This is a genomic window from Verrucomicrobiia bacterium (assembly GCA_035629175.1).
Taxonomy (GTDB): Bacteria; Verrucomicrobiota; Verrucomicrobiia; order Limisphaerales; family DASXHY01; genus DASXHY01.
On sequence record DASPIL010000020.1, the window covers coordinates 15,767 to 31,081 of the forward strand.

Sequence of the window (15,315 nt, forward strand, 5' to 3'; positions counted from 1 at the left end):
TCGGATGGTTCATCGTTTCAATCGGAAATATTGCGAATCGGGGGCAACCGGCAGGTTCACGCGCCATTCATCGTTCACCAGCGTTGGCTGTCCTCCCACAGGCTGCCAATCGCCATTAACCGCCGCCGCCGATTCCAGCGCAAACCCTATACCATGGGAAGCCCATGCGAGTTCGAAGGCGCTTTCTTCATTCGAGAGTGTCAGTAGAAGGGGCAGCGCCAGAGTATCGGGACCCGCCGCGAAGTTCGCAGCGACCTCATCGGGCGTGAGGCGGCCGTCATACAAACGGAATTCATCAATGTCGCCATCGAGCCAGCCATCAGCGCTGAAAAGGGAACGGCCAATGAAACCCCACGTTCCATTGACGCCCGTGAGCGGCGGCAGGTTCGCCGGCTGGGTGACCTGCAATACTCCATTCGTGTAAGTCGACACCACCCCGGCGGCTGGATCGAAAACACAGACCACATGAACTGTTCGGTTATCCAAAGGAACGGGCACATCCGCGGTGACGGTGCGCACGCTTGTGCTGATCTCCATGCGTTGCCCGCCACTGTTATTCTTGGCGCTGTAAAAGACGTAGTTTTGTCCGAGCGTTCCATTCACGCTGCCGAAATCGAACACTCGCGACCACGTGCCATTCACGTTGAAGCTGGCCCAAACTTCCGCCGTGAGCGCGCCCTGCACAGAAGCCAGTCCGCCTGGCAGCTGGACGAATGCTGAGGTTCCGGGAAGTCGCAACACTTCATTGGTAACCGAGGCATCACCCAATACCAACCCGTGCGCCATCCCAATCGAATCCCTGGCGTCCACCTTGAAACTATATCTATGCGCCAGGCCGGGTTGAGCCCAGGCGAGCTCCCGGATTTCATTTGACGAGAGTGCACGCCCAAACACTCGCAATGAATCGATCCTGCCATTGAAGCCGGGATCGTTGGTGAACTGGCTGGCCCCCAGGTAATTGCTGCGGGCAAAGAGCTGCCATGGACGAATGGCAATGTTGTTTCCCGTCGCAACTGGGTTCCCATTCAGGTAAAGCGATGCCCGCGTGCCATCCAGCGTCACGGCGACATGCGCCCATGAATTCGTGGGCAACGCCGCTGGCGCGTCGACAACCTGTTCCGCACCTCCATTGCGCAACGCAAGCCGCATGCGGCCATTGCCCGCTCGGGGCGTGAGAAACAGGTACTTGGTCGTGTTGCTGCCGAAGTCGAGAATGCGTTGCCAATCACTGCCGCCATTCCACTTGACCCAGGCTGCGAAGGTGTTCGCGTTCGGAATCGTCAGCGGCAGTGTCACTCGATTACTGCTGCCATCAAGGTGCAGCACGCCGCCGCGCCCGGGCACATTCTCGATTGTCGCGCCGTTTCGCAACGTGCCGTTGAACTGGCCGCGATGTTCGCGCCCATCCGCGTCGAAGGTGTAAAATGCCGACCAATCGTTTGTCAGAACCGGCCATCCATCCGACCCCCAACGCAATTGCGCGATGCCGAATCGCGCCGTGCCGCCGCCACTGGTGCCATCGTAGTAATGGTAAGTGAACCAGTTCGTTCCATTGTCATCCATGATGGATCCGTGTCCGGGGCCGATGAATCTACCTGTTGTCTCGAGGAACATTGTTCCCCCGCCAGTCAGCATGGTTGCGCCATTCTTCGCGATATAGGGTCCTGTGACATTCGCGCTGCGGCCTACACGAATGTTATAGCTGCTGTTCACGCCTGAGCAGCACCCGCCGAAATTCAGGAACAACCAGTAGTAACCTCCCCGCTGGTACACGCTGGCACCTTCAGTGGTATTGCTGAAAAAGTTCGGTCCGTTGTTGGCAATGCGCGTGATCGGAGAGGTCGGTGTGATCCGCTTGCCTGTTGTCGGATCCAGTTGCATCACAAGGATCCCGTCCGAGTAGGATCCAAACACCATCCAGATCGTTCCGTTGGTGTCCTGAAGAATACTGGGGTCGATGCAGTTGTAGGCCGTGAGGTCCGTATCGGGACCCGCCTCCCATGTGGCATCCGACTGCACCACTTTGCCGTGATCCGTCCAAACGGGCGAAATAAGGGAAGGCGTCGTCACCAATCCAATCGCAGAGTCGATAGTGCCCCAGGACGAAATTGAATAATACACATGGTAACGGCCGTTGAAATACGCAACATCCGGCGCCCAGATATTCCCGTCAAAATCAGGAACGGCGTTCGTCGTCCATGCGGGTGGCTGGCCCACCGGAAAAACGGTGCCTGCGGAATTCCAGGTGCGCAGGTCGGATGACCAGTTGATGCCAATACCCGGCGCGGTGCGAAAGAAATAGTAACGATTGCCGTCTTTGATCAATCGGGACGGATCGTGGGCATTGAAGTTGCCTGAAAGCGGTTGGAACGCATGCCCCGCACCCTGCCCAAGAAACGCGAGTGCGAGATGCGCCATCAGGAGTTTACAGGTCAAATTCACATTGAACGTTGCTTCAGCCAGCAAACAAAAAGGGCGCGTCGATCTGGACGCGCCTGTGTCAATCGAGTCTCAGCAGCATTCTCCAACGATTAAACGGCGGGCCTCTCCTGCGAGAGAGGCCCGCGCTGAATTTTTTACTGAGTGAGGCGGAAGAACCGCGCATCACCTGTTGTGGGCAGGGTCAGCTGATAATTCTGCCCAACCACGGCAGGTGCTCCAGCACTACCCCATGATTGCCCAGTGCCAAGGGCCGGGGACGACTGAAGACTATAGGCAGCCGTTCCATTCGTGGTCCAGCGGATGACGATATTACCGCCGCTCAAAGTCGCCGACAACATTGGCGGAGTGACGATCACAGGCAACGTATTCGGACCTGCAGTCAAGCTCGCCTGAACCCGAGCCTGCGTGAAGAGCCCAGAATAGATGCGAAGCTCGTCGATGTTCGCAATGGCAAACGGATCGGCAGCAAACTGGGATCGGCCTATCCAATTGTTCGTCGATACAAACGTCGCCAACGCGGTGGCGACGGCAGCGCTGCTCCCGCGCAACACTCCATTCACGTAAATGGACGCTCCATTGTTCGCATCGTCATAAACGACCACGATGTGTGTCTTTTGTCCGTTTGTGAGCGGGACGCTGGAATTAACGAACCCGCTGGCAAAGTCAAACCGCGGCTGTGCCGCTCCCGAGAACTGGCGGGTGAGGAAGATCGTCGGTTGTCCCTCGCCGTTGCCGAAATCCAGATAGCGCGCCCAGGTCGCGCTGCCGTTGTCGGTAACCCACAACTCGAACGTGGCGTTATCCGCCAGTGATGTCAGCAGGTTATCCGGAAGGTCGACATAACCCCCTGCTCCCGGCAAGACCAGCTCGCCGCCAGCCACTGACGCTCCGCCCTCGAGGGTGCCATGAGCCGTTCCCACTGAGTCGTTCGCATCTGATGTGAACGAATAGCGATGAACCAGGGTGGGGGCGGGCGGGTTCACCACGGTAATCGCCACGCTGTTTGTATACGAATTAGTCGTCGCACCAACAGCGTAACGGTAAACGGCAGTCAGGGTTGCCGTCCCAAGGCCTGTCGAGCGAACCACGCCGGCCGGGCTGGTGATGGTGAGGATGTTTGTGTCACTCGACGTGAGGCTCAGGTTGTTATCTGCGAGGACGCTCACGTTCGTGGCGAGGCTGAAGTTCATGATGGCGGAGACCTGCCGTGACGTATCCAGCGGAATTGTTGCCCCACCCGTTTCGAAGGCGAAGCTCTGGAACGTGCCAATGCTTAGGTTTGTACTCCCCGGGCCGGCCTGGGCGCTGGCAGCAATCTGGAAGCGGTCCAACTCGCCGTCATAGATGCGAAACTCATCAACCTCGCCCGTAAACATGGGATCCGCCGCGAACATGGCTCGCCCGATCCAGCTGAACTGGTTGTTGATCGTGCTGAGGCTGTTGATCAAAGCCGTGTCCGTACCCGCCAGAACACCGTTTATGTATAATCCCATGAACTGACGCCCGGGATTTGGATTGAAGACACAAGCTATGTGAACATTCGTAAATCCCGCAAGGCTGCCGCCCTGGTTTGCCTGGTCTTCAGTACCAACAGATCCGATGGCGAAACGACGAACAGCGCCGCCGGCATTGGGGCTGAAGAATGCGTAGTTTTGTCCGGCAGTCCCCGCGATGTTGCCGAAATCAAACAGGCGAGCCCAGGTTGCCACTTGCGGATAGACAGTCGCCCATGTTTGGATCGTGAACGCATTGTTCTTCAGGTTGGTTGCCGCAATCAGGAAGGGTGGCAAATCCACATACGTCGGGGGGGCAGCACTCCCATCCATGACCACCCGGCCGTCTTGGATCATGGCGTTTCCCTGAAGGGTTCCATGGGCCGTTCCCACTGAATCGTTCGCGTCGCTGGTGAAGCTATACCGATGGACGAGCGACGTCGGAATCGCAATCACCTGGACAGCTTGTGTGGCGGACACCCCGGCGTAGGTCGCAATGATGTTCGCTGTGCCGGATGAAACAGCTGTGACGTTGCCGTTGGTATCAACCGTCACAATGCCGGAGTTGCCGGTGGAAAACGAAATCGGCAGGTCTGTAATGGTGACCGAGTTCGTCAAAGCAGTGGTTTCGCCAGTAACGACGGCCTTCGTACCGGAACCGATACTCAGCGGTGAATTCACCTGGAGGTGGATATTTGTGACTGTTCCCGGATTCGGGTTCAGCGAATCAGGGCCTCCCTGATGATTCGCCGCGACTTCCAAAGGATTCAACGCACCCTCGTAAATGCGGAACTCGTTGATGGAGCCGATGAAGTATGTATCGCCGTTTAAGAACTGCGAACGGCCGAGCCAGTTATTCGTGGTGCTTCCCATCTCCGCCGGCGTGTCTGTGAAGTTGTCATTTGAGCCGACCAGCACTCCGTTGATGTAGAGGCGCCCTCGTGACGTCGCGCCATCCACGGTAAATACAATGTGGCTTTCGGTTTGATTGGCGAGCGGCGTGCCTACAATCAGGCTGCCGCCACCAACGGGAACGACGTCGACCCGCACAGCTTCCAGGCTGTTGCCGCTGCGCATCCACATGAACGGTTGAATACCGGCAGCCCCGTCCGTGTTTCCGAAGTCCCAAATTCGATTCCAAAACGCGCCGCCCGTGAAGTCGTCGTGGGTCGGTGTCACCCACACTTCCATCGTGATCGAGGAATAGTTCGTTACGAGGTTGTCAGGAAGATCCACATACTTTCCGTTTACATCGCCGGAAAGGACGCCGAAAGCGTTGTCCAGAAGCACCTGTCCATCGGCGATGGAACCGTTCACAACCGTTCCGTGCTGTCCGCCCACGGAATCCGAAGCATCCGTGGCAAACGTATATCGATTAGTAAGAGTGGCTCCCCAGGCGGAAATCTGGAGTGCACCGGCTGCGGTGGCACACCAGATCGCCAGCTTGAGCTGCCGTAAGGATGAGGTTTTCATTGTTTCGTTGGTTTTTGGGTTTTGCGGAAAAGTGTTTGTGCTGCTGCGCTTCTCAAAATTGGAATCGGGGATTTCCGAACGAGTTCGTCATGTTTCGGAATTGCCGCCACTCGACGTGAGCATCCAGGAAGGCAATGTTTCCGCCATCAGGGCGGCCGCCATTCAAGTGACTCGTTCGCTGCCGCACGGAAGCGGGCAGACCCCCAACGGGTACGTTTGCATAGCTGCCGTTGAGGCTGATGACAACATCCACAATGTACTCCGTTGTGCTCGGGGGGTGCCTGGAATCGCCGGCGAGCGAACGCGGGGTGTAAACCACGTTTGTGGGCAACTGCGGGATTCCATTCATCAGCCAGACGTATCCAGTGATTCGAAAGCCATTATTCGGAGGCGTAAAACCGAAGTTCCACGTGTTCGTCGTGTTGAACTCCTTGTTGGCCGCACAAAAGAACACATCCTGTTTTGCACCCGCTTCGATCAGCTTATCCACAAAAATGACGGGGAGATCCCAACACCAGTTGCCGGGCGGAATGTATTGCGGAGGATATGAAAACGGCAACGCTTTCAAATCTGGCAACTTGTCCCGATTGTCGTTCGCGTACATATGCACGGCGATCATCAACTGCCTTTGATTGTTCACGCACGCGATCTTGTTCGCTTTGGCCTTCGCCTTCGCCAGCGCAGGCAACAGCATGGCGGCTAAAATTGCGATGATCGCAATCACCACCAGCAGCTCGATCAGCGTAAACGCGCGCGCAGCAGCAAATCGGACCGCCGTGTTCTTCTTCATGGAATGATTGTTCATATGGGTTCTGGTCGAAGGGCGATTGGCATCAACAGTAGAGAGTTCGTCGGATGGGAAACAACGCCAGTTTGCGGAAAAGAATCTCCATTTCACGCCTCTCTCGCAGCAGTGTCGCGGAAGCGTTTCCGATACTCGCTCGGACTCACCTGCTTGATCGAACGAAAGTAACGGGAGAAGTGTTGGACCTCTGCAAAACCGAGTTCGGCAATTTCATTGATCGGCAAATCCGTCTCCACAAGCAGCCGCGCAATCTGGTCGGTTCGCACGCGCCGAATCTCCTCCAGGATCGACCTTCCAATCGCTGCACGAAATCGTTTCTCCAGCGAGCGCCGGGAAACACCGGAGTTGCGGGCGACGTCGTCCACCGAAATGCTCGTGCGTGCATTATCCCGGATAAACCTCAACGCTTTCCCCAAATGCGGTTCATCGGCCGCAACGAAATCCGTCGAACGCCGCGCCACCACCTGCGTCGCGGTCGCCAGAATGCGCCGCGAGATCCCGTCATATCCGCGCATCAATCCGGACAGGGCATGCGCGGCTTCGTAGCCCGCTCTTTGGAAATCAATGGCAACGCTTGAAAGCGGAGGGTTCGTCAGTCCGCAGACGATTTCATCGTTGTCGGCGCCGATGACACCTGCGACATCCGGCACCGCCAGGCCTGCGGCTTTGCACGCCTCCATGACGCGCTGGCTGCACTCATCGTTGCACGCCATGATCCCGATCGGTTTCGGAAGGGTATGCAGCCAGTCGGCCAATGCCCGAAGCTCGTCACCGCGATCATGGCCCGCTCGCGAAATCTCGTAATGTGAGACGACGGTCATCCCAGCCTGATCAAGCCGGCGTTGAAAGGAAATCTTCCGCAATCCCGACCATGCGGTGTTCTCGTATTCGGTTCGCGCGTATCCGCAGTAGGCAAAATGCTTGAATCCGCAGCTCAACAGGTGCTCCGCCGCCATCCTGCCAATCGTGTCAGAGTCCGTAATGACGTTCACGACACCCGGGACCTCGCTCTTCCGGTGCCCGATCACCACCGCAGGAATTCCACAATCCAGCGCTTCCTCAAGCTTTCCGGTGTCGCGAAGAATGATGCCGTCGGCTTCCACATTCCTCAGCATCTGCGAACCCTCTTCAAGACCGCCGGGCTCCCAATAAAATTGCCACGGGCCATGGTGATGGGCGTAGTTTGCGATGCCGCACAATAATTCGCGGCCAGACGCCCGCGACGATTCAATCCACAGGATGACTTTTGGAATGTTCGTCATGGGCGTTCAATCAACAATGCGCCGTCAATCTCCAAAACCCGACAGACTAAATTTGAAGAATTCGTGCAGGAAGGTTCCCGTTCGCGAAAAGACGGCGCAGCACCAACCCAAATACGAAACGCGATCGGGAGACAGGAACGGAAACGAAAGGGGTGAAATCAAATCCAGCCGCGCGGACCGAACCGCAACCACAGCCGTTGCGAGGGTTGGATCAGAACCTCCCGGAGGAGTTGTTCCATGCTGGCTGCTTCCGGCTCTTGCAGTCGCCGCGCCAGAAACAAGGCGGCCAGGAATGCCATGGATGCGGCGGCAAAGAAAACCGTGTAGCGATTCCAGGAAATGCCCATCCAAACCGCTTCGCGCCGGCCGATGGCATCGATCAGCAGCCCCCAGCCAATCGGCGCAAGTCCAAGCGTCACGTTGGCCAGAACAGAATACAGTGCGAAGAAATGGTTCCGGCCCATCTTCGGAATGACAGCCATTGCGAGGCGGCTGTTTGCCATATTGATCAGAGCCGCCAGCAGACCCATGCAAAACTGGAGCACGGCCAATCCAACCAGCCGCACATCCATCACTTTTCCCGAGAACGCCACCCAACCGGCCAACACCAGCATCCAGGCAGCGAGCGAGAAGGTCAGCACGGGTTTGCTTCCGAGCCGGTCCAGCCGGTGGCCGATGAAACCCAGGCTGCTCAGGCCGCCGAGAAATGCCACCGAGGTGATGAGCAGGATGCGTCCCTCACTCAAACCCACTTCCATGCGAAGGTACGCAACGGTGAATGCCGTCATGCCGCCATAGGCCACAGACCAGGCAACCACCGCGCTCAACAGTTTTTTAAACGGCGGAAATCGCAGCATCTCGACCCACGGGATTCGGGCGTTCGAAGTCCTCGGAGGCTCGGAGATGGGCGCGTCGGGGATGCGTTTCAGGAAGATGAGGCTCGTTCCGCCTGCCGCGGCGCTGAATGCAAAAAGGAGCGAAAACTGCCACGAATGGGTTTGTCCACTAAGCAAGGCCGCCGCAATCAGGAACGCAACGAAGCACCCAAAGTTTGTCGTCGCCGCATCCCGGACGAGGTACCTTCCCCGCAGCGGCTCAGGCACCAGTTCCGTGATCCACGGCAGCCATGCGCTGCTTGAAATTCCTCGCGAAAGGTTGAAGCAGAACAACAGGGCAATCGTCAGGGCCAGCCGATTGTTCGCATCGAGAAAAGAACTCGCAAGCGGGACGAGCGCGATTCCAATGATGAAGAACACCCGCGTTCCCCACCCAGCGTACACGAATCGCTTGTAGCCGATGCGATTGATGTAATTTGCAGCCGGAATCTGGGAAATGACCAGCAGAGGCATCATGCCAGCCACGATGCCGAGGACCGTTGCACTGGCTCCCAGCGATTTCGCGTAGAGCACCATCGGGCTGCTCTGCATGATTGGAAACGAAAGTGCATTGAGTGCACCGAACCAGAAGGCGTTGTGCAGACCTGCGGGAAAGCTTGGAGACGGGGGCGGTGATAGGGGAACGTTGTTCAAGCGAGCGTGCGGCGATCAAAGCTTTGTCCGAATGCCACAGGCACGAGCCAGGCACCAGCCACGGATTGCCTCAAACAAAACAAACAAACCCACCGCAACCAGGCCCAGGCAGATCCACAGATGAAAATCCGCGGTGATGATGCCTGCGATCAACAGCACCGATCCCAGCACGCCACGAACAATGCGGCCTTGAAAACCGATATTTCGATCGAAGAAGCGACTCATACGCTGAAGGGTACTTAGCATATAACCAGCCCGAGGCAAAATGGTTCTGCAAGACTGGAGCGCTTGCATGCAGGATGCGAATCCGCAAAACTGCGCCGCCCTGACTCTTGGCAAATGAACATTCACCACCTGGAACTTTTCTACTACGTCGCACGGCACGGCGGCATCATGGAAGCCGTCAGAAACATTCCGTATGGAATCCAGCAACCCGCGGTCAGCGGACAGGTGGCGCAATTGGAGCAGTTCCTCGGAGTCACGCTATTTCGGCGCCGCCCATTCGCTTTGACAGCCGAGGGGCAGCGTCTCTTCGCGTTCATCGAGCCGTTCTTCGCGGGGCTTGACTCGATTGTCACGGAACTTCAGGGCGGACAGGCTCGACAGGTCCGAATCGGCGCGTCGACCATTGTTTTGAGAGATCATCTGCCGGCGATCATTCCATCCGTGAAAAGGAAGTTCCCCGGGCTGCGCGTGTTGTTGCGGAACGGCTATCCTGCAGAGTTTGAAACGCTGTTGCACAGCGGTGAGCTCGACCTGGCCATCACCCTTCTGGAAAAAAAATCCATGACGGGACTCCGGTCTGAGGTGCTCCTTGAGGCGCCGCTGGCGTTGCTCGTCCACCGCGATTCTCCCATTACCGCCGCGAACCAGCTGTGGTCGCAGGACAGGATCGACACACCTCTTATCTGTCTTCCGCCTGGCGAGCTTGTCACCCGCTTGTTTCAACAAAAACTCAGGCAAATGAAGATCGACTGGTTCCCGGCGATCGAAGCGAGTTCCGCTGACCTCATCGACACTTACGTCTCTGCCGGACTTGGAATTGGACTTTCAGTGCTGACGCCGCATTGGAAACGTCCCGCGGAAGTGCGAGCGCTCCCGCTGGACGGTTTTCCGCCGATTCTGATGGGAGCCTTGTGGCGGGGCAAGCCGAACAAAGTGATTGAATCCTTCGTGAGTGCCATGCGTTCGCGCGCGTCAGGTCTATCGCCAAAACCCGGCGCCATTAAGGCTTGAGCCGGCTGCCTCGGTTCAAGACACAGTGCGCGGTCGTGTGACAGGGCCCGCTTCAGCCTCCGCTCGCCGCTGATCCATTTCCGCACAAACACGCCGCTCCTTCCCTGTCAGCTGCGATGATCCCCTCTTTGGCAGCGCGAATGCTCCTTTCCCGGATGTTCAGTCAACAATCGGTTCATCATGCATTCTGACCGTTACAAGACAAACGCAGCCAAAACGCAGGGCGGCTTCACACTCGTTGAAGTCGTCATCGCGATCGCGATTGTCGCCACTGCATTCGCCGGCACAATCCTGTGCTACACCCAATTGGCCCGCCGCGCGCAATGGTCCGGATACTCCCTGGCGGCGCAGGCTCTTGCGATCCAGCAGATCGAGCAGGCTCGCTCGGCAACTTACGATCCCGCCCAGAATGCGACGGGCGCCAATCCGGACGGACGCAATGAGATCACGAATATGGTGCTGATCGCGCGGGCGCGCTCGGGGGAGACGGTTACGGGCTACACGACAAACATCCTTGATATCCCCTACTCCGGGAACAATTTCGTTTTCGCGACCAATTACGTGACGCTTAAACCCATTCCCGTCGGCACAGGCACAGGCCTCAGGGTGTGGATGGTGAAGGTCGACACCGTATGGCCATTTTCGTGGGCGAATCAAATAAGGCTGTTTACGAACTCCATTTCCACCTACTGCGCGCCGGACAATCGATCCGGCGACACCCTCTTCAACTGACTTTGGGAAGCATATGAAACTGTTTTCGAATCCAGGAAGGATGGGCGTTCAATCCCGGCCGGTGTCTCTCGCGGGATTTACCCTCATCGACATCATGGTATCGATGGGCATTTTCAGCATGGTCACGGTGGCCATGGTTTACGCCCATCTGTTTGGGCTTCGCTATAATCAACTGGTGGAGAGCAAGCTTGGCGCGAGTGATGATGCGCGGCGCGGACTAGGCGAACTTTGCCTGCACGTGCGAACCGCGAAGTTCCATTCCATCGGGAACATGGGAAACTCGGGATTCGAAGCGCTGGAGGACGGAGTCCAACAGCGTGGCAACGCGTTGCAACTGATTCTGACCACGAACCAGAGCAGCAGCATCACCTATTACTTCGAGACCAACACCCCTGGCAATTTCACCCTCCGCCGGATCCGGACCGGGAATCTTACCCCCCAAATCATTGCCAGCCACTTGACGAACAATTTCCAGAACAGCCTTGTCTTCATAGCGGAAGATCACAAGGGCGAACCGATCTATGACCTCTCGAATCGCCGCGTAGTGAGGTTCATTCTCGATTTCTGCCAGTATCAGTACCCGCTGACGCAGGTGGGTCCTGGCAATTTCTACGATCGCTACAAGATGGAATTCCGACTCACCCCGCACGTTCCCGAAGGCCGATGAAAACAAATCTCCGTCCAAATCGTCGCACACTGTCAGGCTATGCCCTGTTCATGGTGCTCGGTATCACCGCAGTCAGTTTCATTGTTCTGGCGTCCACATCGCAGCGAACCTACACGCTTTCCAAGCTGAACGACCGTCATGCTGAACTGATGATGTGCCAGAATGCGGCCGAAGCATCCGTCGAGGCGGTGTTTGCAAAGATGCAATATGACTTCCAGTCAGCGGGCGGACCCGGCACGGTCACAAACAGCCTGAACTCAATCCATTACCGCGGTTATATCCCGCGTTCCACGAACGATGCTTATTGGGCGCGATTTATCTTCTCAGATGGCCAGGGAAATAATGGCAAGACGTATGTCAACCAGATTGCCCAGTACACAGGGCAGTTGCCTCAAGCGTACGAAGGGCGCTACACGGCGAATGCTCCCGTTTATAGGATCCTTTCAAACGCGAAGCTCGCCAGCGGAGGCAACGGCGTCATCGGAACCGCCCAACAGGATGTGCTGCTCGCCCTCGTGCCGCTCACTGCCTACGCGATTTTCTACAACGACCTGCTGGAGTTCAGCACGTGCGCAACGATGGTTGTGAACGGACCTGTTCATTGCAATACCAACATCTATGTGGGAGCCGGGAGCGGCGCCACCCTGACCTTCAACACCACGGTCACTTCCGCCGGACTGATCACAGCGCCGCGCAACAATGGCACCACATGGACCGGGCCGACGAATTATAATACTTCCAACTGGCGCACCCGCTTCAATGGCACTCCAAAGTTCATCAACAACGTGCCGACGATCCAGATTCCGATCCCGATGACGAATACCTACAGCCTCCTGGAGATGCCGCTCAGCAATAACTACGCATCCACCATTGACCAACAACGGCTCTATAACAAGGCTGCGGTCATCATCCTGGTCAGCAACACGTCCGTGACCACAATCATCCAAAAAAGCCCGACAGCAGCAGGACTTCCGGCTGAGGACCCAAGCAAGGTTGTCCTCCGCTACACCAATCTCGTGGCATCGTCGCTCATCACAAACCTGCCATTCCTATCGATCTCGAACCGCTTTTACGATCGGCGCGAGGATAAAACGGCGTGGGTCACGCAAGTCGACATCGGTAAATATTCGCAATGGCTCAATAGCAACCCCAACGTGTCGGGTGTATCCGGCAAGTACCCGTCCGGCAGCGGCAATTATCCCACCATCCTTTACGTCGCCGACAATCGCACCACAAACGGACTGCTTTTCGGGGTTCGCCTGACCAATGGCATCGCCCCGCCCTCCAACGGCGGACAAGGCTTTACGGTCGCCACTCCGAATCCGCTCTATGTGCAGGGGCACTATAACTCTCCAAGCGCGCAGGGCACGACCAACACCTTCGCCGCCGGAACAGTTCCAGCGGCCCTCATGGCAGACTCCCTCACGATCCTCTCATCCCAGTGGAGGGATTCCCTGAGCTCTGGCAGTTACACGAGCCGCGATGCCGTCGATACGACCATCAACGCAGCCATTCTCACTGGCATCGTGCCCTCAACGGGCAATGGGAACACAGAATTCAGCGGCGGCGTACACAACCTGCCGCGATTGCTCGAAGACTGGAACTCAGACGATCAGGTTCTGACGATCAACACGTCCATGATCAACCTCTTCCGCAGCCGCAAAGCGACAGGCGAGTTCCTCAATCCAGGCACATACTACGATCCGCCCACCCGCCGCTTCAGCTACGATTTGAAGTTCAAGGATCCGGCGCAAACTCCGCCTGGAATTCCCTGCGCGCTGGTGGCGCTCCGCTTCGGCTGGGCGACCCCGCCGCCCAACACCCTCACATACAATGTCGCGCCTTAAGAAAACGTGGGCAGCCACGCTGCTCGGACTGGCTCTGTTACCTTGCCACGGGCAGCTGCCCTTCCTGGCGACCAACACGCCGGCGCTTCGGGTTGAAATGCGCGCCGGCGAAACGGTGGGTGCCGAACAGATCCATCGCGCGTTCATCTCACTTGGCACAAACAAGCTGGTTCTCAGGGTTCCCGGCGGTTTTCAACTCGATGCTGCCGATCCCGATCGCGTTGTTGTCTCAAATCTTGAACTCGGACAATACATTTCGATTCAGCTGGTTCCACGTTCTCAGGCTGGAGACGCTCCTGCGAGGGACGCATGGAAGCAACGTGCGTTGCGGCTGGGCCAAAATCCGACGATCGTCGAAGAGCTGACCGAATACGCCTTGAATCGAAGTGGACCCGGCTTCGATCTTCGCTGGATGCAGTCCGGCGCGGAACAGCGGGCCCGCGTTGTCTATATCCCGACTTCGAGCGGCACCCTTGAGATCTCGCTCTTTGCAAGCGCCGCCCAGTTCGATCGGGCCCGATTGTTCCTGCGCATTGTCCTGGCCAGCATGCAAACCGACGAACACGGTCCGATCGTCATCACTCCGCTCCCTGACTTCTCCTGACCGGGAGATTTTGCCCGGCAGAAATTTCTCAGCGCCAGCTTCGATCACTTCCGAACCGCCGCGACCTGGCGCATTACCCCCGGCACGGTATCCTTTTCAGTCCCGGTAAAAGTTGGCGAAGAGTTTGCTTACGTAACGTGAAACGAACTGACGTTTATCATGGCACTGCCCTTTTTTAACAACTCACATCGAAGGAAGCTGGATCAAATCGTTGCCATAGACCTGGGCAACCGCTTCACGAAAGCCGTACATGTGCAACGCCGCAGCGACGGGCTCGCCCTCGGCGGATTTGCCATTCTCGATGCACCTCTGTACGAAAAGACAATGCCCGTCGAGCTCCTGAAGGAACATCTCGCCGCAGTCCTGAAAACGCTCGATACGAAGGCGAAGCATGTTGCACTGACTGTCGGAGTGAATGACGCGATTGTCAGACACGTGGACATGCCCGCGATGCCCGACGACGATCTCCGGCAGATTCTCAAAAACAATTCACGAACCTATCTTCAACAGGATCTCAGCGGCTATATCTTTGATTTTTTCCGAGGCAACGCCACAGCGCCCAAAGCCGACGCCAAGAACCCTGGCTCGACAAAGCAAACAATTCTCATCGCCGCAGCGAAGAACCAGCTCGTGGATGACTACTCGAAAGCCACTAAAGGAGCCGGACTCATCGCCGACCACATAGTGCCCTGTGTCATTGGACCTGTGAATGCCTTTGAAAATGCCTTTCCGGATGCCTGGAAGAACGATGTCGTCGCGCTGGTCGACCTCGGCTTCAAGTCGTCCTCGATCTCGATTGTGCGCGAGGGCGAACTGGGCTTGAACCGCGTCGTGGGAATCGGCGGCGACAAACTGACAACCGGCCTTGCCGATGCGATGAGCATCAGTTACGCGGAAGCCGAGGGCATCAAGATCGGCATGCCTTCCGAGGTGAATTCCGTCCTGGAGGCGTTGCTCATCCCGCTCGCCCGCGAGCTTCGTGCGTCGATGGATTTCTTCGAACACCAGCAGGATCGAGCCATCTCACGAGTCCTCATTTCGGGCGCCACTGCCAAATCCGAATTTGTGCTGCAGGTCCTCCGCCAGGAACTTGGCGTCGAATGCACCACTTGGGACTCAACCCAATCATTCAAACACGCGCTTCCTCCTGAACAGCTTGCCGAACTCGAACAGGTCCATCCGCAGCTGAGTGTTGCGATCGGAACCGCGCTTACCGTCCTTTGAT

Annotated in this window: 12 protein-coding genes; 6 read left to right on the forward strand and 6 right to left on the reverse strand. The window is 57.2% G+C overall.

The window, feature by feature from the left end; genetic code table 11:
* Positions 1 to 9 precede the first annotated feature (9 nt).
* From VEH04_03125 to VEH04_03150, 6 genes are all read right to left on the reverse strand, one after another.
* A complete protein-coding gene (locus tag VEH04_03125; GenBank protein HYG21749.1) occupies positions 10 to 2,442 on the reverse strand; it encodes a LamG-like jellyroll fold domain-containing protein in 2,433 nt (810 codons plus the stop codon).
* Positions 2,443 to 2,576: 134 nt separating this feature from the next.
* On the reverse strand, positions 2,577 to 5,408 hold the full coding sequence (locus VEH04_03130) for a LamG-like jellyroll fold domain-containing protein (GenBank protein HYG21750.1): 2,832 nt from the start codon (positions 5,406 to 5,408) through the stop codon (positions 2,577 to 2,579).
* A 52-nt stretch (positions 5,409 to 5,460) separates the two neighbouring features.
* Complete coding sequence (locus VEH04_03135) at positions 5,461 to 6,198, reverse strand: prepilin-type N-terminal cleavage/methylation domain-containing protein (GenBank protein HYG21751.1); 738 nt, start codon at positions 6,196 to 6,198, stop codon at positions 5,461 to 5,463.
* A 104-nt stretch (positions 6,199 to 6,302) separates the two neighbouring features.
* Positions 6,303 to 7,475, reverse strand: a complete 1,173-nt coding sequence (locus VEH04_03140) for a DNA-binding transcriptional regulator (GenBank protein HYG21752.1) — start codon at positions 7,473 to 7,475, stop codon at positions 6,303 to 6,305.
* A 158-nt stretch (positions 7,476 to 7,633) separates the two neighbouring features.
* Positions 7,634 to 8,902, reverse strand: a complete 1,269-nt coding sequence (locus tag VEH04_03145) for an MFS transporter (GenBank protein HYG21753.1) — start codon at positions 8,900 to 8,902, stop codon at positions 7,634 to 7,636.
* Between the two features lie 117 nt (positions 8,903 to 9,019).
* Complete coding sequence (locus tag VEH04_03150) at positions 9,020 to 9,229, reverse strand: DUF2892 domain-containing protein (protein ID HYG21754.1); 210 nt, start codon at positions 9,227 to 9,229, stop codon at positions 9,020 to 9,022.
* 114 nt (positions 9,230 to 9,343) lie between these two features.
* On the opposite strand from VEH04_03150, the gene VEH04_03155 reads away from it, so the two are divergent.
* The 6 genes from VEH04_03155 (at position 9,344) to pilM (ending at position 15,314) form a co-directional block, all read left to right on the forward strand.
* Complete coding sequence (locus VEH04_03155) at positions 9,344 to 10,240, forward strand: LysR family transcriptional regulator (GenBank protein ID HYG21755.1); 897 nt, start codon at positions 9,344 to 9,346, stop codon at positions 10,238 to 10,240.
* 180 nt (positions 10,241 to 10,420) lie between these two features.
* Positions 10,421 to 10,972, forward strand: coding sequence for a prepilin-type N-terminal cleavage/methylation domain-containing protein (locus VEH04_03160; GenBank protein HYG21756.1), 552 nt, complete (start codon positions 10,421 to 10,423; stop codon positions 10,970 to 10,972).
* Positions 10,973 to 10,985: 13 nt separating this feature from the next.
* The gene (locus VEH04_03165; GenBank protein ID HYG21757.1) at positions 10,986 to 11,639 is read left to right on the forward strand and encodes a prepilin-type N-terminal cleavage/methylation domain-containing protein; all 654 of its coding nucleotides are present in this window, start codon (positions 10,986 to 10,988) and stop codon (positions 11,637 to 11,639) included.
* Positions 11,636 to 13,486, forward strand: coding sequence for a hypothetical protein (locus VEH04_03170; protein ID HYG21758.1), 1,851 nt, complete (start codon positions 11,636 to 11,638; stop codon positions 13,484 to 13,486). Before VEH04_03165 ends, VEH04_03170 begins: the two co-directional genes overlap by 4 nt.
* Positions 13,473 to 14,090, forward strand: coding sequence for a hypothetical protein (locus VEH04_03175; protein HYG21759.1), 618 nt, complete (start codon positions 13,473 to 13,475; stop codon positions 14,088 to 14,090). Before VEH04_03170 ends, VEH04_03175 begins: the two co-directional genes overlap by 14 nt.
* Positions 14,091 to 14,249: 159 nt before the next feature.
* Positions 14,250 to 15,314 (forward strand): pilus assembly protein PilM, encoded by a 1,065-nt coding sequence (pilM, locus tag VEH04_03180; protein HYG21760.1) that lies wholly within the window; start codon positions 14,250 to 14,252, stop codon positions 15,312 to 15,314.
* Position 15,315: the final 1 nt, after the last annotated feature.